The organism is Morganella sp. TYF_1, from assembly GCF_043105645.1.
GTDB lineage: Bacteria > Pseudomonadota > Gammaproteobacteria > Enterobacterales > Enterobacteriaceae > Morganella > Morganella morganii_B.
The window spans coordinates 898,918-923,721 of record NZ_JBICLU010000026.1; the positions used below are offsets into that span (position 1 = coordinate 898,918).

The 24,804-nt window shown below is 52.2% G+C and carries 23 protein-coding genes and 1 other RNA gene; 6 read left to right on the plus strand and 18 right to left on the minus strand.

From position 1 onward, the window contains the following. Window positions 1–4 precede the first annotated feature (4 nt). Window positions 5–412, minus strand: a complete 408-nt coding sequence (locus tag ACF8OF_RS17840; protein ID WP_262883363.1) for a protein YgfX — start codon at window positions 410–412, stop codon at window positions 5–7. A gap of 148 nt (window positions 413–560) precedes the next feature. After that, entirely contained in the window at window positions 561–848 is a 288-nt protein-coding gene (gene sdhE, locus ACF8OF_RS17845; protein WP_004240904.1) for an FAD assembly factor SdhE, read from the minus strand. Between the two features lie 276 nt (window positions 849–1,124). Here sdhE and ygfZ point away from each other — a divergent pair, with 276 nt between their 5' ends. Both ygfZ and ACF8OF_RS17855 read left to right on the plus strand, forming a co-directional pair. Next, the gene (gene ygfZ, locus ACF8OF_RS17850; RefSeq protein ID WP_279796650.1) at window positions 1,125–2,108 is read left to right on the plus strand and encodes a tRNA-modifying protein YgfZ; all 984 of its coding nucleotides are present in this window, start codon (window positions 1,125–1,127) and stop codon (window positions 2,106–2,108) included. A 78-nt stretch (window positions 2,109–2,186) separates the two neighbouring features. Then, the gene (locus ACF8OF_RS17855; RefSeq protein ID WP_354620871.1) at window positions 2,187–2,792 is read left to right on the plus strand and encodes an HD domain-containing protein; all 606 of its coding nucleotides are present in this window, start codon (window positions 2,187–2,189) and stop codon (window positions 2,790–2,792) included. 53 nt (window positions 2,793–2,845) lie between these two features. Here ACF8OF_RS17855 and gcvP read toward each other — a convergent pair whose 3' ends face one another. The 7 genes from gcvP to ACF8OF_RS17890 form a co-directional block, all read right to left on the minus strand. Further along, window positions 2,846–5,722: an aminomethyl-transferring glycine dehydrogenase gene (gcvP, locus tag ACF8OF_RS17860; protein ID WP_392497293.1), complete on the minus strand. Its 2,877-nt coding sequence runs from the start codon at window positions 5,720–5,722 to the stop codon at window positions 2,846–2,848. A gap of 84 nt (window positions 5,723–5,806) precedes the next feature. After that, entirely contained in the window at window positions 5,807–6,202 is a 396-nt protein-coding gene (gene gcvH, locus ACF8OF_RS17865; protein ID WP_025152813.1) for a glycine cleavage system protein GcvH, read from the minus strand. A 55-nt stretch (window positions 6,203–6,257) separates the two neighbouring features. Then, window positions 6,258–7,352, minus strand: a complete 1,095-nt coding sequence (gene gcvT, locus ACF8OF_RS17870) for a glycine cleavage system aminomethyltransferase GcvT (RefSeq protein ID WP_262883359.1) — start codon at window positions 7,350–7,352, stop codon at window positions 6,258–6,260. 305 nt (window positions 7,353–7,657) lie between these two features. Further along, window positions 7,658–8,893 (minus strand): FAD-dependent 2-octaprenylphenol hydroxylase, encoded by a 1,236-nt coding sequence (gene ubiI, locus ACF8OF_RS17875; RefSeq protein ID WP_392497294.1) that lies wholly within the window; start codon window positions 8,891–8,893, stop codon window positions 7,658–7,660. A gap of 3 nt (window positions 8,894–8,896) precedes the next feature. Then, a complete protein-coding gene (gene ubiH, locus ACF8OF_RS17880; protein WP_392497295.1) occupies window positions 8,897–10,099 on the minus strand; it encodes a 2-octaprenyl-6-methoxyphenyl hydroxylase in 1,203 nt (400 codons plus the stop codon). Between the two features lie 3 nt (window positions 10,100–10,102). After that, complete coding sequence (gene pepP, locus ACF8OF_RS17885) at window positions 10,103–11,422, minus strand: Xaa-Pro aminopeptidase (RefSeq protein WP_279796664.1); 1,320 nt, start codon at window positions 11,420–11,422, stop codon at window positions 10,103–10,105. Between the two features lie 86 nt (window positions 11,423–11,508). Beyond that, window positions 11,509–12,090, minus strand: a complete 582-nt coding sequence (locus ACF8OF_RS17890) for a YecA family protein (protein WP_262860716.1) — start codon at window positions 12,088–12,090, stop codon at window positions 11,509–11,511. Between the two features lie 149 nt (window positions 12,091–12,239). On the opposite strand from ACF8OF_RS17890, the gene zapA reads away from it, so the two are divergent. The 3 genes from zapA (at window position 12,240) to ACF8OF_RS17905 (ending at window position 13,503) form a co-directional block, all read left to right on the plus strand. Then, window positions 12,240–12,569 carry a cell division protein ZapA gene (zapA, locus tag ACF8OF_RS17895; RefSeq protein ID WP_262860717.1) on the plus strand — a complete coding sequence of 110 codons (330 nt, stop codon included), beginning with the start codon at window positions 12,240–12,242 and terminating at the stop codon, window positions 12,567–12,569. A gap of 108 nt (window positions 12,570–12,677) precedes the next feature. Beyond that, window positions 12,678–12,860: non-coding RNA, 6S RNA (ssrS, locus tag ACF8OF_RS17900), on the plus strand. Window positions 12,861–12,897: 37 nt separating this feature from the next. Further along, on the plus strand, window positions 12,898–13,503 hold the full coding sequence (locus ACF8OF_RS17905) for a 5-formyltetrahydrofolate cyclo-ligase (protein WP_279796668.1): 606 nt from the start codon (window positions 12,898–12,900) through the stop codon (window positions 13,501–13,503). Between the two features lie 174 nt (window positions 13,504–13,677). Here ACF8OF_RS17905 and serA read toward each other — a convergent pair whose 3' ends face one another. Both serA and rpiA read right to left on the minus strand, forming a co-directional pair. Continuing rightward, window positions 13,678–14,928: a phosphoglycerate dehydrogenase gene (serA, locus tag ACF8OF_RS17910; RefSeq protein WP_025152806.1), complete on the minus strand. Its 1,251-nt coding sequence runs from the start codon at window positions 14,926–14,928 to the stop codon at window positions 13,678–13,680. A gap of 286 nt (window positions 14,929–15,214) precedes the next feature. After that, window positions 15,215–15,871 carry a ribose-5-phosphate isomerase RpiA gene (gene rpiA, locus ACF8OF_RS17915; RefSeq protein ID WP_004238350.1) on the minus strand — a complete coding sequence of 219 codons (657 nt, stop codon included), beginning with the start codon at window positions 15,869–15,871 and terminating at the stop codon, window positions 15,215–15,217. A 128-nt stretch (window positions 15,872–15,999) separates the two neighbouring features. Between rpiA and ACF8OF_RS17920 the strand changes: the two genes are divergently transcribed. Next, a complete protein-coding gene (locus ACF8OF_RS17920; RefSeq protein ID WP_072870594.1) occupies window positions 16,000–16,908 on the plus strand; it encodes a LysR family transcriptional regulator ArgP in 909 nt (302 codons plus the stop codon). On the opposite strand, the gene ACF8OF_RS17925 is transcribed toward ACF8OF_RS17920, so the two are convergent. The 7 genes from ACF8OF_RS17925 to acnB form a co-directional block, all read right to left on the minus strand. Then, window positions 16,905–17,630 (minus strand): oxidative stress defense protein, encoded by a 726-nt coding sequence (locus tag ACF8OF_RS17925; RefSeq protein ID WP_262860721.1) that lies wholly within the window; start codon window positions 17,628–17,630, stop codon window positions 16,905–16,907. The two genes, ACF8OF_RS17920 and ACF8OF_RS17925, sit on opposite strands and share 4 nt — an antisense overlap. Window positions 17,631–17,721: 91 nt before the next feature. Continuing rightward, on the minus strand, window positions 17,722–18,345 hold the full coding sequence (gene argO, locus ACF8OF_RS17930; protein ID WP_392497296.1) for an arginine exporter ArgO: 624 nt from the start codon (window positions 18,343–18,345) through the stop codon (window positions 17,722–17,724). 126 nt (window positions 18,346–18,471) lie between these two features. Beyond that, window positions 18,472–18,957: a hypothetical protein gene (locus tag ACF8OF_RS17935; RefSeq protein WP_262860723.1), complete on the minus strand. Its 486-nt coding sequence runs from the start codon at window positions 18,955–18,957 to the stop codon at window positions 18,472–18,474. 73 nt (window positions 18,958–19,030) lie between these two features. Further along, entirely contained in the window at window positions 19,031–19,891 is an 861-nt protein-coding gene (mscS, locus tag ACF8OF_RS17940) for a small-conductance mechanosensitive channel MscS (protein ID WP_279796678.1), read from the minus strand. 129 nt (window positions 19,892–20,020) lie between these two features. After that, window positions 20,021–20,392: a YacL family protein gene (locus ACF8OF_RS17945; protein WP_262860725.1), complete on the minus strand. Its 372-nt coding sequence runs from the start codon at window positions 20,390–20,392 to the stop codon at window positions 20,021–20,023. A 248-nt stretch (window positions 20,393–20,640) separates the two neighbouring features. Next, window positions 20,641–21,750: a putative adhesin gene (locus ACF8OF_RS17950; protein WP_392497297.1), complete on the minus strand. Its 1,110-nt coding sequence runs from the start codon at window positions 21,748–21,750 to the stop codon at window positions 20,641–20,643. A gap of 160 nt (window positions 21,751–21,910) precedes the next feature. Beyond that, window positions 21,911–24,508: a bifunctional aconitate hydratase 2/2-methylisocitrate dehydratase gene (gene acnB, locus ACF8OF_RS17955; protein WP_262883351.1), complete on the minus strand. Its 2,598-nt coding sequence runs from the start codon at window positions 24,506–24,508 to the stop codon at window positions 21,911–21,913. Window positions 24,509–24,804 lie beyond the last annotated feature (296 nt).

Below are 24,804 nucleotides of genomic sequence, written 5' to 3' on the forward strand. Positions count from 1 at the left end.
CGGATCAGATATCCGGGTACTGTAAAAGCAGCTGATTAAGGCTGTTCCATGCCTCTTTCGGGACACTGTCAGAGGCTATCCACAGGTATTTCTGCCGCCCGGAAGTCAGTGAGCGCAGATGCAGGCGGATCCCCAGCCGGGTGATATACGGCGGTTTGGTGATTTCCCACTCGCTTTTGCGCCATAAAATCCGGTTCTGATTCTGCAGACTGGCGGGACCGGCACGTTTGCTGATTTTATGTTGTGTCCGCCCCCAGCCAGCAATCAGCAGCAAGGTGAGCGGCAGCCAGATAAATGAGGTTCTGCCGGGCCAGGGCGCAAATAACACACTCAGCGCCAGCGCACCATAAATCAGTGTTGAGAAGACCTGAGTCTTAAATGAGACACGTAATACTGATTTCCACAAAACCACGGCCTGCCCCCTGTATCCTGACACAATGACAGCACCCGCTGTCCGGCTGAGAACCCGGTTATCCCGTGTCCGTCAGCCGGAAAATATACGGCATTCCTTCCCGGTTTCCTATGAAATAACTGTGACCGGTTATGACTTTCTCTGCCGGTCAGTCCGGATAATACGCTGCGTTCTGTGCTGCCATCCGTGCCTGATTACGTTCCTGAATCAGCCGGATGATCTGATACAGCGCCTCGTCATCCGGGCGGCCTTTATTCATCAGCCAGTTAAACAGATCCGGATCCGGACAGTTCAGCAGCTGCACAAAGTCCTGTTTCTGAGCATCGGTCAGCGTGTCATATTCATGCTGAAAAAACGGCATAATCGCAATATCCAGCTCCCGCATGCCGCGACGGCAGGCCCAGTGGATGCGGGCTTTATTTTCAATATCTAACACCGGTATATCCTTTTTATAAGAAGCGGTTTGTCAGACCGGTAAACATAACTGATGATACCAGCGTAGCCTACCAAGCCCTGACAATAAAGAAAATCGTCTGCCGCACATGCCGGAGAAAAATGCGTCTCAGGCGGAAAAATAAATGAAACCCGCAGCTGAGGATTTCATTGTCACTCCGCATACGCCGCATCACACAAAGGGTCAATAATATTCTCTTGCAATGTCTGTTATCTCTTTTACCATACATTGCACAGCTCTCCGGACAGGTAAAACATCATGAACACAGAAACAAATGCATTACGCCCGCAACTGAGTGATTCTCTCCCTCTGACGCTGATTCCCCTCAGTGATCTGGCGCTGGTGACCATCACCGGCCCGGACAGTCAGAAGTATCTTCAGGGACAGGTCACCGCTGATATCGACGCTCTGACTGATGATCAGCACGTGCTGTGTGCCCATTGTGATGCCAAAGGGAAAATGTGGAGTGATCTGCGTCTGTTTCATTATAAAGACGGTTACGCCTACCTTATCCGCCGCAGTGCGCTGGATACCCAGCTCGCGGAACTGAAAAAATACGCGGTATTTTCCAAAGTGACGATTGCCGCTGATGAGAGTGCAGTCCTGACCGGGATCGCCGGTCGCGGAGCGGCAGACGCCTTACAGGCGCATTTCAGCACCGTTCCGGATGCGGACACTCAGGTTGTCGGCAACAATGACACCACGCTGCTGTATCTGCCGCTGCCGCAGGGGCGCTTTATTCTGATCCAAACCGCTGAGCAGGCCGGTGCGTTATCTGATGCCCTGTCTCTGCCGGATGCGTGTGACACCCAGTGGACGGCGCTGGATATTGAAGCCGGTTACGCCGTGATTGATGCGGCAACCGTCAGTGAATTTCTGCCGCAGGCAACAAACCTGCAATCCCTTCCCCGCGGTATCTGCTTTAAGAAAGGCTGTTATACCGGGCAGGAAATGGTGGCCCGCGCCAAATTTCGCGGTGCCAACAAACGCGCTATGTTCACACTTATCGGCCACAGCCGCCATGTGCCGGTCGCTGGTGATGCCGCTGAGCGTCAGTTGGGTGAAAACTGGCGCCGCACCGGGACTATCCTCGCGGCAGTCCGCCTGAGTGATGATCGCGTGCTGGTGCAGATTGTGATGAATAATGATACGGAAGAAGAGGCTGTCTTCCGTATCCGTGAAGATGAAGAAAGCCGCCTGAGTCTTTTCCCGCTGCCGTACTCCTTTACTGAAGAAGCCTGATTTCCCATCATACCCGGACGCAGAGATACCTTGTCTCTGCGCCCGGGGTATTTTGTATAAATCCGTATTGAGGTTGTTATGTCATCAGCTGTTCCCGCACAGGAAGTCATTCCTTTTTCTCAGTTAATCACCTTTGTGATGGAGCTGGATAAGCTCAAAAGCGTTTACCGCAGAACCCGCCTGCTGAACAATGAACGTCAGGAAAACTCCGCTGAACACAGCTGGCATTTTGCTATGACGGCAATGGCGTTTGCGCCGTATGTTGAAGATGCGGACATGCTGCGCATCCTGAAAATGGCACTGCTGCATGATGTGGTGGAAATTGATGCCGGAGACGTGCTGGTCTTTGATCTGGCTGCCCGCGAAGCGATTGCGGAAAAAGAAGTGGCTGCCGCAAAACGGATTTTCGGTCTGCTGCCGCAGCCGCAGGCGGATGAGTTTCAGGCGCTGTGGAATGAGTATGATGCTGCAGAAACCCGCGAGGCCCGTATCGCCAATATGATCGACCGCGTGATGCCGGTGCTGATGAATCTGCACAACAACGGTCAGAGCTGGGTGGAAAACAATATTTCACTGGAACAGGTGATTGACCGCACGAAGTTTATTGCCGATGTGCATCCTGAATTCTGGGCGTGGTTACGCGCCGAACTGGATACCGCGAAGCAAAAAGGCTGGCTGCACTGATAAAAAAGGCCGGTTGTGTTACCACAACCGGCCTTTTCTTTATCGTTTACCGGTCACTCGTAATCACTCATCGGTGCGCAGGAGCACTGAAGGTGACGGTCACCGTAAACATCATCCAGCCGTTTAACCGTCGGCCAGTATTTGTTATCACGCGTTGCCTGTGTCGGGAATACCGCCACTTCACGGCTGTACGGATGTGACCACTCCGCTGCCAGTTCAGTCTGGATATGCGGGGCATTCACCAGCGGGTTATCTTCCGCTGTCCACTCGCCGCTGCCGACCCGCTCCATCTCCGCACGAATGCTCAGCATGGCATCAATAAAGCGATCCAGCTCCGTCTGACTTTCGGATTCTGTCGGCTCAACCATCAGTGTGCCGGCGACCGGGAACGACATGGTCGGTGCATGGAAGCCATAGTCAATCAGGCGCTTGGCAATATCCATCTCGGTGATACCAAACTTCGCTTTCAGCGGACGGATATCCAGAATACATTCATGAGCCACATAGCCGTTACGACCGGTATAAAGCACATCATAAGCGGATTTCAGCCGTGCTGCGATATAGTTGGCATTCAGGATCGCGACCTGACTGGCCTGACGCAGCCCCTGAGCACCCATCATGCGGATATACATCCAGCTGATCGGCAGAATGGAGGCACTGCCGAACGGAGCAGCGGATACCGCGCCCTGAGAGGTCAGCAGCTCAGAAGTGACAATGGTGTGTCCCGGCACAAACGGTGCGAGGTGTTTTTTCACACCAATCGGCCCCATGCCCGGTCCGCCGCCGCCGTGCGGAATACTGAAGGTTTTGTGCAGGTTAAGGTGAGAAACATCCGCGCCGATAAAGCCCGGTGTGGTCACGCCGACCTGTGCGTTCATGTTCGCGCCGTCCAGATACACCTGGCCGCCGAATTCATGAATAATATCACAGACTTCCCGCACACCTTCTTCATACACCCCGTGGGTGGACGGATAGGTGATCATCACACAGGACAGATTCTCACTGTGCTGTTCTGCTTTCGCCCGTAAATCCGCTAGGTCAATATTACCGTCTTCATCACAGGCCACCACCACGACTTCCATCCCCGCCATATTGGCCGAGGCCGGGTTAGTACCGTGCGCGGACTGCGGGATCAGACAAATAGTGCGGTGTCCTTCACCTTTACTTTCCTGATAGCGGCGGATAGTCACCAGCCCGGCATATTCCCCCTGTGCGCCGGAGTTCGGCTGCATACACATGGCGTCATAACCGGTCAGCAGCACCAGCCAGCGGGAGAGCTGTTCTATCATCACATGATAGCCCTGCGCCTGCTCCGGCGGGCAGAACGGGTGCATATTACCGAATTCCGGCCAGGTGATCGGGATCATCTCCGCAGCCGCATTCAGTTTCATGGTGCAGGAGCCGAGCGGGATCATCGCCTGATCCAGCGCCAGGTCTTTGCGGGCCAGGCTGTGCAGGTAGCGCATCATATCCGTTTCGCTGTGATAGCTGCGGAAGTTCGGATGCTTCAGAATTTCCCCTTCGCGGCGCAGCGCGGCAGGAATAGATTCAGAAGATGCGGCAACCTGTACATCCAGCGCATCGATATCCCACTGTGCTTCCTGTCCGGTCAGTACCGCGTACAGATTTTCCAGACACTCACGCTGTGTGGTTTCGCTCAGGGTGACCGCAACGGCACCCGGCAGATCGGTACGCAGGTTGATGCGCGCGGCTTTGGCACGGGCCAGAACGGCTGCTTTGTCCTGCACTTCAATCGTCAGGGTATCAAACCAGGTGGTATTACGCAGACGCAAACCCGCATCTGTCAGCGCTTTCGCCAGTATATCGGTCAGGCGGTGAATACGACCGGCAATCCGTTTCAGACCTTCCGGCCCGTGGTAGACCGCATACATCCCGGCGATATTCGCCAGCAGAACCTGAGAAGTACAGATATTGGAGTTCGCTTTTTCACGGCGGATATGCTGTTCGCGGGTTTGCAGTGCCAGGCGCAGTGCGCGGTTACCGGCGGCATCAATGGATACCCCGATAAGACGGCCCGGCATCGCACGTTTGTAAGCATCACGACAGGCAAAGAAGGCAGCATGCGGGCCGCCGTAACCCATCGGCACACCAAAACGCTGGGCAGAGCCGAAGACAATATCCGCGCCCTGTTTACCCGGTGCTTCCAGCAGGACCAGCGCCATAATATCGGCTGCCACACTGGTGATCACCTGACGCTGATGTAACTGTGCCAGTAAGTCACGGTAATCATGGATCTGCCCGCCGGTGCCGGTCTGCTGCAACAACACACCAAACACATCATCGTAATCAAGGGCTTTTTCCGCGCTATCGATGGTCAGTTCAAAACCGAAGTATTCAGCGCGGGTGCGGATCACATCCAGGGTTTGCGGATGTACATCATCCGCAATAAAAAAGCGGTTGGCATTTTTTTTCTTGCTGACGCGCTTCGCCATCGCCATCGCTTCCGCTGCTGCGGTCGCTTCATCCAGCAGTGAGGCGGATGCCAGCTCCAGACCGGTCAGGTCGATAGTCACCTGCTGGAAATTCAGCAGTGCTTCCAGGCGGCCCTGGGAGATTTCCGGCTGATACGGTGTATACGCGGTATACCAGCCCGGATTTTCCAGCAGATTACGTAAAATTACCGGCGGCAGAATGGTCGGTGTATAGCCCTGGCCGATGTAAGACGTAAACTGCTGATTCAGCCCGGCAATGGTTTTCAGTTCTGCCAGCGCATCCTGTTCGGTTGCCCCTTCACCCACGGCAGGCGGGATATCCAGCTGAATATCATCCGGGACAATATGGCGGGTAAGATCTTCAAGTGACGCCGCACCGACTGTTTTCAGCATATGCAGCTGCTGTTCAGGGGATGCGCCGATATGACGGCGGATAAATTCGCCGCGATTTTCAAGCTGAGTTAACGTTTGAGTCATCGTTCTCCGGTTCCTGACATTGTCTGATTCAATAAAAACCCGAAAAAAAACCCTGTTTGCTCACAAACAGGGTTCCGCAATCCGTCAGTCTTGTTCTTCAGCCTGCAGTTCTGCGTATTTGGCTGCGTCCATCAGACCGGCAAACTCATCCGGATCCGCGATTTTAATGCGGATCATCCAGCCGCCTTCATACGGCTCGCTGTTGACCAGTTCCGGGCTGTCTTCCAGTGCTTCGTTCACGGCGATAACGGTACCGGTCACCGGCGCATACAGATCTGATGCCGCTTTTACCGACTCAACAGTACCGAATGCTTCACCAAATGTGATTTCATCACCGACTTCCGGTAATTCAACAAACACCACATCGCCCAGCAGTTCCTGCGCGTAATCGGTGATCCCTGCCACATACTCATCACCACTCTCATGGCGAACCCACTCGTGATCTTCTGTGTATTTCAGATTCTCAGGTATATTACTCATCGCCAACGGCTCCTGTTATCGGGTTTCTCAAAATTTAACAATAAAAAATAGTTATTCAGACCAGGGCTTTGCCGTTACGGACAAACCCCGGTTTCACGACCTCAACAGGCACTTCACGGTTGCGTACCTGCACAATAGCGGTATTGCCGATCCCCTGCGGGACACGGGCCAGCGCGATACTGAACCCCAGTGACGGCGAGAAGGTTCCGCTGGTGATAACGCCGGTCTGTAATTTGCCGAGCTCATCAGTAAAGCGGACTTCCATACCGGCACGCAGCACACCTTTTTCGCGCATCACCAGTCCGACCTGTTTTTCAGTGCCGTCACGGCGGAATTTTTCCAGTGCCTCACGGCCGATAAATTTCCGGTCTTCCGGCTGCCAGGCAATCGTCCAGCCCATATTCGCCGCCAGCGGATTGATGGTTTCATCCATCTCCTGGCTGTAAAGATTCATACCTGCTTCAAGACGTAAGGTATCCCGCGCCCCTAACCCTGCCGGTTTCACTCCGGCTGCCAGCAGTTTTTTCCACAGGTCAGCGGCCTGCTCTGCGGGCAGCGCGATTTCATAACCTTCCTCGCCGGTGTACCCGGTGGTGGCAATGAAATAATCCCCGCTCTGCACGCCGTAAAACGGTTTCATCCCCGCGACGGCGGCTTTTTGTTCCGCAGTCAGCAGTGTCGCGACTTTTTCTTTGGCATGCGGCCCCTGAACAGCAATCATCGCCAAATCATCACGGACTGTCATCTCAGCCGCAAAGTTTTTGCGATGTTCGTCAATCCACGCCAGATCTTTTTCACGGGTGGCGGAGTTCACCACCAGCCGGTAAAAGTCATCCGCAAAGTAATAGACGATAAGATCGTCGATCACACCGCCGGACGCATTGAGCATCCCGGTGTACAGTGCTTTGCCTTTTTCGGTGAGTTTTGCCACATCATTGGCGAGAAGATAACGGAGGAACTGCTGACATTGCGGACCATGAAAGTCCACGATTGTCATATGGGAAACATCGAACATACCGGCGTCATTGCGGACATTGTGGTGCTCTTCGATCTGGGAGCCGTAGTGCAGCGGCATCATCCAGCCGTGGAAATCCACCATTTTTGCCCCGCAGGCAACGTGCTCACCGGACAGTGGTGTGTGTTGTGCCATTCTATCCCCTTTCAGTCAGACATAGTGCGCAGCGTGTACCGCGCAAACGATACCCTTTTCCTGACGTTATCACCGAATCACAAACGTAACCATAAGAAAAAATTGTGACCGTGTACGCAGACGGAAAAATACGAGCCGTCAGTATGCAGATTTTTCATCTGCCATTCTGAGCCCTGAGGCGCAAAAAAGCATTAACAGGTGATAGTTTTGAATTAAGCGGCGGGAATGCACTAAAACACCGGTCTGATCGACCGGTTAATTTTTAGTGCATTATGAATAAAACTAATGTGAAAAAAGCCCTTAAATTAGATTTTTTCAGCTGATGCCGGTTTCGGTTCACGCAGCCAGTCCGGCATATCACTCAGTCCGCGGGCATGGCGCAGCAGAGCCGGTTTTACGCCCGGTAGTGTGTCCGCCAGCACCAGACCGACATCACGGACCAGTTTTTTCACCGGATTGTTGCCGTCGAACAGTTCACGGAAGCCCTGCATCCCGGCCAGCATCATTGCGGCACTCTGCTTGCGGCGGAGCTCAAAACGGCGCAGCCAGAAATAGTTGCCGATATCTTTGCCTTCCGCGGTCAGACGGCGGATTTCGCCAATCAGTTCCGCCACATCCATAAAACCGAGGTTAACCCCCTGTCCGGCCAGCGGATGAATGGTATGAGCCGCATCCCCCAGCAGTGCCAGACGCGGCGCGGCAAACTGACGGGCATAGCGCCCGGTCAGCGGGATCGCCCGCCGCTCACTGACCACTTCACACAGCCCGAGCCGCAGATCAAACGCCGCTGCCAGTTTATGGTTAAACGCAGCCTCATCCAGATCCAGACAGTGTTGTGCTGTCAGTCCGGGCAGAGACCAGACAATTGAGCAGTGATGGGCATCCGGCAGCGGCAGAAATGCCAGGATACCGTCGCCGTGGAAAACCTGACGCGCCACATTCTCATGCGGCAGTTCTGTGCGGATAGTGGCGACCAGCGCGTGATGCTCATAATCCCAAAATGAAACCGGGATATCCGCATGCTGGCGCAGCCAGGAATTTGCCCCGTCGGCCCCCGCCACTAAGCGGGTCGTGAGCATGTCGTCATTTTCCAGGGTGATAAAGGCATCGTTTTCGCCCCACACCACCTGACGGATTTGTGTTCCGGTGAGCAGCGTCACATCAGACAGTGTCTGAACCCGCTCCCAGAGCGCATTGCGGATCACATCGTTCTCAATGATATGACCGAGGTGTTCACAATGGGCTTCCGCCGCGCTGAACGCGATACGACCAAAGCTGTCGTTATCCCACACTTCCATGCCCTGATACGGTGCTGCGCGTTTTGCCAGAATATCCTGCCAGACACCCAACCGCCCCAGTAAGCGCTCACTGGCACTGTTGATGGCGGAGACCCGGACAGCAAACGGTGCCTGCGGATCAAAACGGGTATCCGGTGCCTGCTTTTCAATCACGGCAATGCGCAGCCCGCAGCCGTGCAGACCACAGGCCAGTGCCAGCCCGACCATGCCGCCACCGGCAATTACCACATCATATGACTGCATTGTTTATCCTCTTTCCGTGGCGGTATTACGCGGCTGCGCGACCCAGCCGAGTGTCTGTTTTGCCAGCCGGTTGCGCAGAAACGGCAGCATTTCCATTGCCATCAGACCGGCATTCCGTCCGGCGGCCAGCGGGAAGCAGCGATTGGAGAAAAGGCGCACCAGGCTGTCGGTCAGGGTCATTGTCGCCTGCCGGTCAGCCTCGCGGGCGGCCTGATAGTGCATCAGCACACGGTACTGACCAATATCTTCCTGTGATAAAAACGCCTGACTGATAACCTCCGCCAGTGCCATCACATCACGCATGCCCAGGTTAAACCCCTGGCCGGCGATTGGATGGAGTGTCTGCGAAGCGTTACCCACCAGCGCCAGGCGGTGGGAAATCTGAGCGTGCGCGGCACTCAGGGTCAGCGGATAACAGTGACGGGCACCGGCAGTGACGATTTTACCCAGCTGCCAGCCAAAGGCTTTCTGCAATTCGCGGCAGAAGGTCTCATCATCCCATTCACGCACGGCTTCCGCATGCTCTGCACGGTGACACCAGACCAGCGAACTGCGCCCTTCTGTCATCGGCAGCATAGCCAGCGGCCCCTGTGGCGTAAAACGCTCAAACGCCCGCCCCTGAGGATCCAATTCCGTCATCACATTGGCGATCACCGCCACCTGCTCATACGGGGTATCCGTCCACTGCATACCGCATTGTTGTGCAACCGCAGAGTGACTGCCATCCGCCGCGATAAGAATCTGCCCGTTCAGTGTTTTGCCGCTGTCCAAATGAACACTGACCGAGTCCATCGTGCGGGTAATATTTTTTACGCTGTCAGGACAATACAATGTGACATTTTCTGCTTTTGCCAGTTCGGCAAACAAGGTTTGCCCGGCATCATACAGCTCAATCACCTGTCCGAGCGCATCAATATCATAATCACCGGCGGTAATATTCACACAGCCGGTATGCCCCAGATCAGACACATGCACCCGGGTAATCGGCGCCGCATGCGCTTTCAGTGCGGACCACAGCCCGATTTTTTCCAGCCGCTGACAGGTACCGTACGCCAGGGCAATCGCCCGCGCATCAAACCCCGGATGATGGTCATCCGGTAATCTGGCTTCCGCCAGTGCAACGGGAAGCCTGCCGTGACTGAGGCGGGAAAGCGCCAGCGCCAGTGTTGCGCCGGTCATTCCGCCCCCGGTGATTATCACACTCATTAATTATTCAGCCTGTTTTGCCTGCGCCATCAGCGCTTCAATATCATCTGCGGTTTTGACCACTGATGCGGTCAGGTTTTCGTTGCCGTCCGCCGTGATGACAATATCATCCTCAATACGGACACCAATGCCGCGATATGCCTCCGGCACATCCGCATCCGGCGCGATATACAGCCCCGGTTCGATGGTCAGCACCATGCCCGGCTCCAGGATACGGTCGCGGTCTGTACCGTAATGACCGACATCATGCACATCCAATCCTAACCAGTGGCTGAGACTATGCATGAAAAAGGCGCGGTATGCTTTGGTCTCGATCAAATGCGGGACATCCCCGGTCAGTAAGCCGAGTTTTACCAGCCCTTCCGTCATGATTTCCACCACGCGATCTGTCACCTCTGCAATGGAAGTACCGGGGCGGTAGAGTTCAAGAGAGACATTCAGGGTTTCCAGCACCAGATCATAGATTTCACGCTGTTCTTTGCTGAATTTACCGTTCACCGGGAAGGTGCGGGTGATATCCCCGGCATAGCCTTCAATTTCACATCCCGCGTCGATCAGCACCAAATCGCCGTCTTTCATCCGGCATTCGTTTTCGGTGTAATGCAGAATGCAGCCGTTCTCGCCGCTGCCGACAATGGTGTTATAGGACGGGAAGCGCGCGCCGTTACTGACAAACTCGTGTTCAATTTCGCCCTGTAACTGGTATTCGTACATACCCGGACGGCATTTTTCCATCGCGCGGGTGTGTGCCAGTGCGCTGACTTTCCCGGCCCGGCGCATGATGTCCAGCTCCGCCGGGGATTTAAACAGACGCATTTCATGGACAATCGGCCGCCAGTCAATAATGGTGCCCGGCGCAGAAAGGTTACGGCGGCTGCCGCGGCGCAGTGTGTCAAGGGCATTAAAGACGATAGTATCGGCATACGCCATTTCGCCCTGCGCAAAATAGAGGGTATCGAGGCCGTTCAGCAGCTGACAGAGCTGTTCATTAATCTCATCAAACGGCAGAGCGCGATCCACACCCAGTTTTTCCGGTGCCGCGTCCTGGCCGAGACGGCGTCCGAACCAGATTTCTGCGGTCAGATCACGCACACGGTTAAACAATACACTGTGGTTATGGGTTTCATCACTTTTAATCAGTACCAGTACCGCCTCCGGCTCACTGAAGCCGGTCAGGTAGAGAAAATCACTGTGCTGACGGTAGGGATACTCACTGTCCGCATTACGCTGTGCCGGGGGTGCCGCAAAGAAAACCGCCGCACTGGCAGGTGCCATTTTTTCCAGCAATGCCTGACGGCGTGAGATAAATTCGTGTTTATTCATACCCTCTTTCCTTGTACGTGTGATGATTCAGAAATCTGATGGTTCAGTGTGCCGCAGATTGTCCGCTGCGGACAGATTCAGATATATCAGTGTAATGTCGGTTTCTGTTCCGGCGCATCAGCCTTTTGTGCGTTGCGCGGTTTCGCCAGTGAGATATAGCACAGTTGTACCGCAACGCGGACATACTCGATCACTTCTTCCAGCGCGTCATCCAGCTCTTCGGCATCTTCTGCCTCATCATAGCCCAGCATGCCGATTTCCCGCAGATCAGTCACAATTTCTTTGACTTCCTTGCGATCACTGAATTTCGGATCCGCCACACCCAGACCTAATAAGAAGTGATTGACCCAGCCTGCCAGCTCATCGGCCCGGGCAAACACACCCGCCTCATCATCAGGCAGCAGTAAATTAAACTGACATTCGGTATCATCAAGCAATTCAAATGTGGTATTAAAGAGAGCGCGCAGCGGCTGTGCCAGAACCTGTGAAAACGCCATGCCTTCGTTGGTCAGGTCATGAATCAGCGCCATCCAGCTCTCATCTGTGTTACCGCCGCAGAGCAGACCCGTGATCAGGCCGTGCATCTCTGACGCGCTCATGGCGACGGCCTGCTGACGCAAAAGTTCATCAAGTGTTTTAAAATCGGGCAGTGTTTTATCCGGAGTCATTATTTTGCTCACCAGTCGGGTTTCAGTTCATGATATGCTACCATCAAGAGGCGCCGCTGTACCAGATAAGGGCTGCGGCCTGCTGCTATAACGTACACAATTCACGTCACACAGGATAATATCCTGTTGCAGAACCAAAGGAAGATTTCATGTCTGCACAACCCGTTGATATCCAGATATTCGGGCGTTCCATGCGCGTTAATTGTCCACCGGAACAAAGAGAAGCTCTGCTCGCTTCTGCTGCGGAGCTTGAACAACGGTTACAGGACCTGAAAGAACGCAGCCGGGTGTCCAACACAGAACAGCTCGTTTTTATCGTCGCGCTAAACATCTGTCACGAACTGACACAAGAAAAATTGAAAACGCGCGATTATGCCTATAACATGGAACAAAAGATAAAACTGTTACAGCAGACTATCGAGCAGGCGCTGCATGACCAAACCCGTATCACGGAGCGCCAGGTAACACCTATTGAATAAAATTGTTTAGAAATCAGTCACTAGACAAAAAAAATTTCGAAATTAGGTTGCAATCTCCGCCTGATTTCATACAATGAGTTTAAGAACAGCGTTACACAACGTTCACAAAATTCTCTGAGATGTTTGTCTGCGGGTCAGTCCCCTGAGCCGATATTGATACAGACAGAATGTGGTGATTTGTCACCGGTGAGCATACCTGATTCGTTCAGGCAGCCTAATGGAAGCAACACCGCGTTCACCTTGAACCAAGGGTTCAAGGGTTACAGCCTGCGACGGCATCTTGGAGACCTCTCTCTTCTTTATCGCCTGATATTTCGCTGATTTCACTATGACTCATGACCCGTTGTTACAAGCGCGGCATCATCTGCGTCAGTTAATCCGCAACAAACGCCGTGCGCTGACACTTCAGCAGCAAAGCACTGCAGCGCAAAACCTTGTTCAGCAAATCATTCATCACCCCGATATACACCGCGCCAATAATATTGCCCTGTTTCTCTCTTTTGATGGTGAGATTGATACCGGTCCGCTGACAGAGTGGCTGTGGTCACAGGGAAAACAGGTATTTTTGCCTGTTCTTCACCCGTTCAGCCGCCATCATCTGTTATTCCTCGCTTATCGCCCTGATACCCCGCTGATTAAAAACAAGTTTTCAATTTCAGAACCGGCATTGGATGTCACACAGGTATTGCCGCCGCAGGAACTGGATATGATGTTTATTCCGCTGGTTGCGTTTGATGAAAAAGGAGAGCGTCTCGGGATGGGCGGCGGTTTTTATGACCGAACCCTGGCGGGCTGGCAGAAGAAAGGATTTTACCCGGTGGGGCTGGCGCATGATTGTCAGCTGGTTGATGAACTTCCCGCCGCACAGTGGGATGTCCCGCTGCCGGAAGTGATCACACCATCACGCCGCTGGTTGTGGCCGGAACATAAATAAATCAGTATAAACAATCAGATAAATAAATAATTCATCTGAAGCTGACAGCGATAGCGGTTAACGGGCAAAAACGAAAAGTCGCGGTAAACACATCCGTGTGCGCTCAGGCGCGTCATCCATGACGCGCATGCTTTTCGTTTCATTTGCCCGTTAACCGCAGAGCAATCACCGCTCTCAGAACAACAGACGCGCTCTGATAGTTCCCGGCAGCGCTTTCAGCTGCAGCAGAACATCATCCGCTTCGTCTTTGTTATTCGCCACAATATCGATCACCACATAGCCCAGATCACCCGCCGTCCGCAGATACTGCGCCGCGATATTAATACCGCGATCAGTAAAGACCTGGTTGATGCTGGTCAGCAGTCCCGGGCGGTTTTCGTGGATGTGCAGCAGACGGTTGGCATTCTGGCCGTGCACCGGCAGAGATACTTCCGGGAAGTTGACCGCCGAGAGCGTCGAGCCGTTATCAGAGTATTTCGCCAGCTTACCGCCGACCTCAAACCCGATATTTTCCTGTGCTTCCTGGGTGGAGCCGCCGATATGCGGGGTAAGAATGACATTATCAAACCCAATCAGCTCAGAAATAAACGGATCCGCCGGGTCATTGTTCGCTGCCGGTTCAGACGGGAACACATCCACCGCCGCACCGGACAGATGTTTTGATGCCAGCGCCTGACTCAGTGCCGGGATATCGACCACCGTACCGCGTGAGGCGTTGATAAAAATCGCCCCCGGTTTCATCAGTTCAAACTCCTGTTTACCAATCATATTTTTGGTGGATTCCGTTTCCGGCACATGCAGCGTGACCACGTCACTCATATTCAGCAGTTCAGACAGATGACGTACCTGAGTGGCATTACCAAGCGGCAGTTTGTTTTCGATATCGTAAAAATAGACATCCATCCCGATGGATTCCGCCAGGATCCCCAGCTGTGTCCCGATATGACCGTAACCGATAATCCCCAGTTTTTTTCCGCGCGCCTCGTAGCAGCCTTTCGCCTGTTTGTCCCAGATACCACGATGGGCTTTGGCATTGGCTTCCGGAATACGGCGCAGCAGCAGTAATAACTGGCCCAGCACCATCTCAGCCACGGAACGGGTGTTTGAGAATGGCGCGTTAAAGACCGGGATACCGCGTTTTGCCGCAGCATCGAGATCAACCTGGTTCGTTCCGATACAGAAACAACCGACAGCGACCAGTTTTTCCGCACAGGCAAAAATCTCTTCCGTCAGTTGGGTACGAGATCGGATACCGATAAAGCGTGCATCACGGATCGCTTCTTTTAATTCTTCCGTGGATAATGCACCTTTATGATATTCAATATTTGAATAACCCGCTGCTTTCAGACTGTCTACCGCACTCTGGTGTACGCCTTCCAATAGCAGAAATTTAATTTTATCTTTTTCCAGTGATACTTTTACCATGACCCTGCCTTTTGTTAAGTTCCCGAAATGTCCTGTCCTCACATCAAAATAACAAAAAATAACGTCTCCGCAATACACGCTCCTGTATAAGTCACAGAACAAGTCACAGGGAAAAAGCCGGTTTACAGAAGAAAATGAAAAAATGCCGCTGAGCGCTGATATTTTGGCCATATCAAAGACAAAATTGTGATATATATCACCGAAATTTATGATTTAAAAAAAATAAAAAAAGGAACCGTTTCCGGTTCCTTATTCAGCATCTGAATATGACAGATATCGTACTGATTTATTTAATGGTTTTTACGCCATCCTGAGTTCCCATCAGCACCACGTCGGCACCACGGTTAGCAAATAAACCGACAGTCACCACACCGGCGATCCCGTTGATTTTATTTTCCAGCTCAACCGGGTTCAGGATTTCCAGATTGTAGACATCCAGAATCACGTTGCCGTTATCCGTCACCACATTCTGACGGTATTCCGGCTGACCGCCGAGTTTGACCAGTTCACGTGCCACATAAGAACGCGCCATCGGGATCACTTCCACCGGCAGCGGGAATTTACCCAGAATATCAACACGCTTGCTTTCATCCACGATACAAATGAATTTCTTCGCGATAGCCGCCACAATTTTCTCGCGGGTCAGTGCCGCACCGCCGCCTTTGATCATATTCATGTGGTGGTCGATTTCATCCGCACCATCGACATACACATCCAGGCTGTCCACATCATTGCAGTCCAGCACCGGAATGCCGTAGCTTTTCAGTTTTTCGGTTGAGACCACTGAGCTGGATACCGCGCCGTCAATCTGGCCTTTCATGGTTGCCAGTGCATCAATAAAGTGAGATGCGGTGGACCCGGTGCCCACACCGACAATGGTGCCCGGCTTCACGAATTCTAATGCCGCCCAGCCAACCGCTTTTTTTAATTCATCCTGAGTCATGTTATTGCCTTTTCATCGTCATCCTATGCCACCGGCATAGCCCGTGATAATTATAGCAATTATTTCTCCCCCGGAATGCGAATTATGGCATATTGTGAATGACTTATAAAAAAGAGGAGAAAACCGCCATGAGACGACCGGATTATCGTGCCCTGCAGGCGCTGGACGCTGTTATCCGTGAACGTGGTTTTGAGCGGGCTGCGCAGAAACTTTGTATTACCCAGTCTGCCGTTTCGCAGCGTATCAAACAGCTGGAAAATCTGTTCGGGCAGCCGCTGCTGGTGCGTACCGTGCCGCCGCGTCCGACCGAAGAAGGCCAGAAGCTGCTCGGCCTGCTGCATCAGGTGGAATTACTGGAAGCGGAATGGCTGGGGGATGACGCCGGGAATATTGAACCGCCGCTGATCTCTCTGGCGGTCAACGCCGACAGCCTCGCGACCTGGCTGCTCCCGGCACTGCGCCATGTTCTGGCGGATCTGTCTATCCGGCTGAATATTCAGGTGGAAGATGAATCGCGGACACATGAACGCCTGCGGCGCGGGGAAGTGGTCGGTGCGGTCAGTATTCAGCCGCGTCCGCTGCCCGGCTGTCTGGCGGATCAGCTTGGTGCGCTGGATTACCTCTTTGTCGCCTCACCGGAATTTGCCGCCCGTTATTTTCCTGACGGTGTCAGCCGCAGTGCCCTGCTGAAAGCACCGGCTGTGGCGTTTGATTATCTCGATGATATGCACATGGCCTTTTTGCAGACCAATTTTGACCTCGCTCCCGGCAGTGTGCCGAGCCACGTGCTCAATTCCTCGGAAGCGTTTGTACAGCTGGCAAAACAGAGTTCGGCCTGTTGTATGATCCCGCATTTGCAGATTGCGGATGAACTGGAACGGGGAGAGTTGCTGGATCTGACACCGGGGCTGTTTCAGCGCCGGATGCTGTACTGGCACCGGTTTGCGCCGGAAAGTGCCACCATGCGCCGGGTGACTGACGCCCTGCTGAAACACGGGCGTCAGACCTTACGGCAGGAACCGCCTGAAACGGATTAACGTTTCAGTTCAAACACAACATCCACCTGATCGCGGAAATCAATAGTCTGCTGTTCATAGGTTTCATCCGCTGATACTGCTGCCGGTGCATTGGCAGCCAGCATCATTTTACCACGCGCCATCACCGGAACCGGCTGTGGTGCGTTATAACCGATGCTGTAAACGGCACCCAGCTCAGTACCAAAGCCTTTTGCCACGGATTTAGCCTGTGAAATCGCATCTGAAATCGCTTTCTGGCGTGCTTCTTCGCGGTATTTCTCCGGATTATTCACCCCGAACTCCACGGCACTGATATCATTCAGGCCACTTTTCAGCGCACCGTCGAGCAATGTATTCAGCTTGTTCAGGTCATGCACTTTTACCGTGACAGAGCGGGAGGCGTTATAGCCACGGATAACGGACTCTTCTTTCTCTTTGTCATAGACATAATCCGGACTGGTACTGATATTAGCCGCATTAATGTCTTTCTTTTCAATTCCCTGCGCTTTCAGGAAATCAAAATACTGCGCCACACGTTTATCTGCCTGTGCTTTGGCGGCTGACGCCTCTTTTTCCTTTACGGTCACATTGATAGTCAATGTCGCCATATCAGGCTCAGCCTGGATCACCGCGCTGCCGGAGGTTGAAATATGCGGGCCTGCCGGGGTTTCCGCTGCCTGAACCGCAGCCGTGTAACTTCCCAGGGCAACCATCGCGGCAAGAGCAAGAGATTTCAGTTTCATATTTCCTCCTTCTGTTTTAAACCGGTCACATAACAGGATGTTATGCCGGAATTCATAACACTATCACACTCCGGCAAAACAATATTTCGGATTAATAAGAAATATTCAATCCTTTTAAGGCTAATTGTATCGCGATATACCACATCACCGAACCGACAAACAGATTGATAATCCGCTGTGATACCGGCTTTTGCAGCACCGGAGAGAACCAGGCCGCCAACAGCGCCAGGCCGAAGAACCACAATACGGAGGCACAGACCGCCCCGGCAGTGAACCAGATCCGCATATCGGAACCGAGCTGCCCGCCGATGCTGCCCAGCACCACAAAGGTGTCCAGATAAACATGCGGATTCAGCCAGGTAACAGCCACCAGCGTCATAATCACCCGCCAGCGGCTGCGGACCACCTGCTCCTGCATGGTCAGCGCGGTATCAGCGGTAAAGACTGCCCGCAGGGCGCCCCAGCCGTACCACAGCAAAAACGCCACGCCGCCCCAGGTGACCAGTGCCATCAGCCACACTGACCGGCTCAGCAGCGCACTGCCGCCGAAGACCCCGGCCGTGATCAGTAAAACATCACTCAGCGTGCATAAAAATGCACTCATCAGATGATACTGTTTGCGACTCCCCTGCTGTAATACAAATACGTTTTGCGGTCCGAGCGGCAATATCATTGCCGCACCGAGTAATAACCCCTGAAAATATGTCGATAACATGCAAAAAATCCCGATAATTATTCAATCCACGCCGGATGGAATGAATATTACCGGGATTTCAGTATTAGTGAAATTAATACCATTAATGGACCATTACTGCGGCTAATAACATACAGAGCAATGTGGTCAGATCCACTCCCAGACCAGACGCACCGGTGTGCCGAGACATTCACTCACACGACGGATAATTTCGTCACGCCCGTTATCCATGCAGACAATAAAACTGTTGTTATAACGGACGGTCAGCCCGTAACACGCGAAACCGCCGGTTTCATCGTAATCCATATCCGGAATAACAACCGGCGCACCGCAGCAGGGCGTATTGCGTGGTGTCAGCGCCGCAGAAATACGCGCCTGTCCGGTGACCGCAAAAATGGCATTCATTTGTGCGCCCCACCAGACGCCGGAAACCTGTTTACGGCAGACCGGACACAGCGGATAACGGAAATTTTCACTGCCGGACCAGAACATCACGTCCGGATCCGCCTGATGCATAATATCGTCAGCCGCCATCCATTCACTCAGATACTGCTCCGCAGCCTGTTGCTGCTCAGCATCCGGGATATAACTCAGTGTCTCAGGAATAAAATGAAGTAAATGCTCGCTCATCATAATCTCTCACAGTACGGCAAAAAAAAGCGGCACCCGAAGAGGCACCGCTGATAATATACACCTGTTACACCTGTTACGCCTGTGTTTGCTGACTATTCTGATGCATATGCACATCAAGCTGCGGGAACGGAATGCCGATATTATGTTTATCCAGCGCGCGCTTGAAGTTTTCCAGCAGATCCCAGTTTACATCCATGAAATCACCGTTCTTCGTCCAGTAACGGACGATAAAATTCAGAGAAGACGGTGCCATTTCATTGAGGCGCACCACGATACCTTTCTCTTTCTGCACACGCGGATCAGCCGCGACGATCTCTGTCAGAATCTCTTTGACCTGATCAATATCCGCGTTGTACGCCACACCGACAATAATGTCACGGCGGCGATTCGGTTCACGGGTCACGTTAATAATATCGCCGGCAATGACTTTACCGTTCGGAATGACAATGATTTTATCATCGGCACTGCGCAGTGTGGTGGAGAAAATCTGTACATTCTGAACCGTTCCTTCTGACGCCCCGATAACCACATATTCCCCGGCACGGATAGGGCGGAAAATGACCAGCAGTACCCCTGCCGCGAGATTAGAAAGTGAACCCTGCAATGCCAGACCAACGGCCAGACCTGCCGCACCGAGTACCGCGATAACGGATGCTGTCTGTACGCCGAGACGCCCCAGTACCGCAATCAGTGTAAAGGCAATAACCGCATAGCGAACCATGGCGGACAGAAAATCAGAGACGGTGACATCCACACCGCGCATCGACAGCAGGCGGGAAACCGCTTTAGCGGCCATTTTCGCCACAAACAGACCGACAATCAGGGTCAGCACAGCAGCCACAATATTTACCGCATATTCCAGCAGTAATGCCTGATTGTTTGCCAGCCAGCCGGTCGCCTGATTCAGGCCGTCCGTCAGGATTTGTTCATTCATTCATCCACCTCATAAGTTATCGGAAATAAAGAAAACAATATTGTTGCAATAACCGACCGATTATCGCCTCAGGTAAAGAACTACTGGTTTATATTACCGTAACAAATAAAAATTTCAGAATAAAAATTCTCAGCCCTGCCCGCCGGTCACAATAAATTTACGATAATTTTCCAGTAAAATCATAAAGTCAGCTGTTCCGCAGAACGCAATACTTTCATTATCGTAATAACTCATGCCTTCATCCGGTTCGTCAGTTTCAAAGGTAATCTGATTTGCATTAATCATGATTTCCTCATCATCCATCAGCAAAGTGTATTCATGCCCCACACGCTGCCACTGCTGTTCCCGCCCTTTAATACTGTCAAATGCCACGGTTACCTCATCAATTACCGAGAGATCCCCTTTCACTTCTTCATTCAGCCAGTGACCGATCGCTTCGTGATCCATTGACAGCTTAACTATCACGTTCCCGTCGATCCCGAGGGAAAATTCATAATCCATCGCTGTATACCTCTTGTTAATGCTTTACCGCTGTCACGTATGCAACACCTGCTCTTATTTTAGCGGGTTATCCGTGATTGAGATATATCCCGTCGCCCGGTACGGGTTACCCGGCGGAAAATATCAGTCAACCGTCAGGAATACAGTACCGGATCAGTCTGAAAACATCTCTGCCCGTTATATCGTAATGATAAAAAAACGAACGCTCCCGGGAACGTCCGCTCTGATATCAATCAGTCATGCTACGGTTATATACGGGTACGGCACATATAGAGATTCAGATTGATTTGTTTACCACAAAAAACATCTGAAACTGATTTTATCACATGACTCATTGAGTCCGACTTCCCCTTGTTCATACTAATCAGTGTATTGCCGCTTTCCTTTGCCAGCCCGGCGTAATCGGTATTCTCTTCATTACCCTGAGTGATGACGTATCCCTCGATACGTTCACCATGATGATGACGCTCTGTGACAGGAAACTGCCCTTTTGCCAGCAGGAGGATATCATCCATATGCCCATTCAGTGCCTTTCCTTTATCAGTATAGAAACCAAGCGATATACCGTCAGGAATAGTATTTTTTTCGAATAACGCCTGTTCACCATGCGCGGCCAGATAAACCTCTGCTGACGCATTTTCAGGCACAAAGAGGTTAAAATGCCTGAACGCTATTTTTGTAACCTGATTATCCAGCTCTGTGATATCTGTAATGTCTGTTCTGATCAATTGATTTGTTGCTGTATCGAAGCGTAAATAAATACTGTTTTTACCGTCCGGCAACGTTTGTTTATAAAGATTTACTGAATGAATGAACGACAGTGATGTATTACTGATACCCTTTCCGGCAGGCATTAATGTTCCGTCATCCGGATTAAAAAGGCAGGTAATACGGTTTTCGGCAGAGTCGCCGATATGAATAATACGCCGTTCGGTACCGATAAAAGTGACCGGATAATATTGATTATTTTCTTTATAAAAAAGGTTAACATCATAGTCAGAATAAATATTTTTCTGCCCGCTCACCTGAAATATTTCAGACTCACTCTTTGGTTCCGGTGTTAAGCGGCTTAAATCGACGTGCCCCATTTTCTGTTCCGGAGCTGACCCGGTCTGTTGTTTCATGCTGCTGAGCGAATCACTCTTTCCCCAGATAAGTGATGTGATCTTTTCAAACAGCATAGTCATGTTTTCCAACAGAGTACTGCGCCATGATTTAAATGATGACAACACTTCAGATGTATTTTTCACGCTGTCAATTTTTGATGCAAAATCATGCATGCTACCGATAGCATCAGCTGCCGGCACAGTATTAACGTGTATTGTTTTTGTTGCGGCGGATATTACGGATACTGTCATCGTGCATTTCTCCCTCAAAAATAAAGGAGCTATTAATACACATCATTATCATTAACCACTACAATAAAACAAACATCAACTATTTGAATGGCAAAGAAATTCGGATGTAAAAAAAACGGATGCACATCTGAATGTGCACCCGTTTTATAAGGTCAGCAAATCACACCTGAGTCTGGAAAATCACACCATCCGCAACTTTGGTATACTCGTTCAGCTGGTCAAAGTTGAGGTAACGGTAGGTATCTTCTGCCGTCTCATCCACTTTATCCATAAAGGTCTGATACTCCGCCGGTGTCGGTAAACGCCCCAGCAGGGAAGCCACCGCCGCCAGTTCCGCAGAGGCCAGGTACACATCGGCACCGGTACCCAGACGGTTCGGGAAGTTACGGGTGGAGGTGGACACAACGGTTGAGTTATCCGCCACACGCGCCTGGTTACCCATGCACAGTGAACAGCCCGGGATCTCAACACGGGCACCGCTCTTACCGAAGATGCTGTAATAGCCCTCTTCTGTCAGCTGAGCAGCATCCATCTTGGTCGGCGGTGCCACCCACAGGCGGGTCGGAAGCTGGCCTTTATGACTGTCGAGCAGTTTACCCGCCGCGCGGAAGTGCCCGATGTTAGTCATGCAGGAGCCGATAAAGACTTCATCAATTTTACTGCCTGCCACGTCAGACAGGAGGCGTGCATCATCCGGGTCATTCGGCGCACAGAGAATCGGCTCTTTGATCTCATTGAGGTCGATTTCGATCACCGCCGCATAGTCTGCATCCGCATCACCTTCCAGCAATTGCGGATCCGCCAGCCATTTTTCCATGCTCTGAATACGGCGCTCAATGGTACGGCGATCACCGTAGCCTTCCGCAATCATCCATTTCAGCAGGACGATATTGGAATTGAGGTATTCCGTAATCGGCTCTTTATCCAGTTTGATGGTACAACCTGCCGCAGAACGCTCGGCAGATGCATCTGCCAGCTCAAACGCCTGTTCCACTTTCAGTGTCGGCAGCCCTTCAATTTCCAGGATACGGCCGGAGAAAATATTTTTCTTCCCTTTTTTCTCCACTGTCAGCAGGCCCTGCTGAATAGCGTAATACGGAATCGCATGCACCAGGTCACGCAGTGTGATCCCCGGCTGCATTTTCCCTTTAAAGCGTACCAGTACCGATTCCGGCATATCCAGCGGCATCACGCCGGTCGCTGCCGCAAAGGCAACCAGACCGGAACCGGCCGGGAAGGAAATCCCGATAGGGAAACGGGTGTGAGAGTCACCACCGGTACCGACAGTATCCGGCAGCAGCATGCGGTTCAGCCAGGAGTGGATGATACCGTCTCCCGGACGCAGCGACACACCACCACGGTTCATAATGAAATCAGGCAGGGTGTGATGCGTGTTTACATCCACCGGCTTCGGATAAGCGGCTGTGTGGCAGAAGGACTGCATCACCAGATCCGCAGAGAAACCAAGACAGGCCAGATCTTTCAGTTCATCACGGGTCATCGGCCCGGTGGTATCCTGAGAGCCGACAGAAGTCATCTTCGGCTCGCAGTATTCGCCCGGACGGATACCCGCCACGCCGCAGGCACGACCGACCATCTTCTGAGCCAGCGAGAAACCGCGGCTGCTTTTCTCAACCGGTTTCGCCTGGCGGAAAATATCCGTATGCGGCAGACCAAGAGACTCGCGAGCTTTTGCAGTCAGGCCGCGACCGATAATCAGCGGGATACGGCCACCGGCGCGGACTTCATCCAGCAGCACATCGGTTTTCAGTTCAAATGTTGCCAGCAGTTCATTGGTGTCATGGTTGCGGATCTCACCTTTATACGGGTAAACATCAATCACATCCCCCATATTCAGATTACTGACATCCACTTCCACCGGCAGCGCACCCGCGTCTTCCATCGTGTTGAAAAAAATCGGGGCAATTTTGCCGCCCAGCACGATACCGCCGCCGCGCTTGTTCGGCACATACGGGATATCATCCCCCATAAACCACAGCACAGAGTTGGTCGCAGATTTACGGGAAGAGCCGGTACCGACCACATCACCGACATAGGCCAGCGGGAACCCTTTTTTGCTGAGAAGATCGATCTGATTAACCGGACCGATATTGCCCGGCTCATCCGGATCAATGCCGTCACGCGGGTTTTTCAGCATCGCGAGAGCATGCAGCGGGATGTCAGGACGCGACCAGGCATCCGGTGCCGGTGACAGATCATCGGTGTTGGTTTCACCGGAGACTTTAAAGACGGTGACGGTCAGTTTTTCCGCCAGTTGCGGACGTTCCAGGAACCAGTCTGCATCAGCCCAGGACTGAATAATTTTCTGTGCATAGGAATTACCGGCTTTCGCCTTTTCTTCCACATCATAGAAATTATCAAACATCAGTAAGGTATGAGAGAGGGCTTTGGCGGCGACCGGAGCCAGTTTTTCGTTATCGAGGGATTCAATCAGGGCATGAATATTATAACCACCCTGCATGGTGCCGAGTAATTCAACAGCTTTTTCAGCGGTGATCAGCGGTGAATGTGCTTCACCTTTTGCCAGCGCGGCCAGAAAACCGGCTTTCACATACGCGGCTTCATCAACACCCGGCGGTACACGGTTGGTAATCAGATCAACAAGAAACGCTTCTTCGCCTGCCGGCGGAGATTTCAGTAATTCGACTAACTCAGCAACCTGAGCGGCTTCCAATGGCTTAGGGGCGATCCCTTGTGCTGCACGTTCGGCAACGTGCCTGCGGTAATTTTCCAGCACGACGTACTCCTTGCTTTGTGTTTTTTATGAGTGCCCGGCAACGGGGTTTCAGCATATCAAAATTTAAACACATTGTTAATTCATTCACATTAAAGCAACATAAACAATTTGTGAGCTGAATAACATTAGTGAATTAAACTTGCTGCTTACCCGTTTCACCAGTGTTATGCCGTTTTAAACAGGAATCTGCACGATTATTGATTACGCCGGACATGCAAAAAACGGTCGTTTACATCGTTCAGCTGTACTGGGAACGGCGGTCAGCACGCTGAAATTATTAATATCTGAATAATACC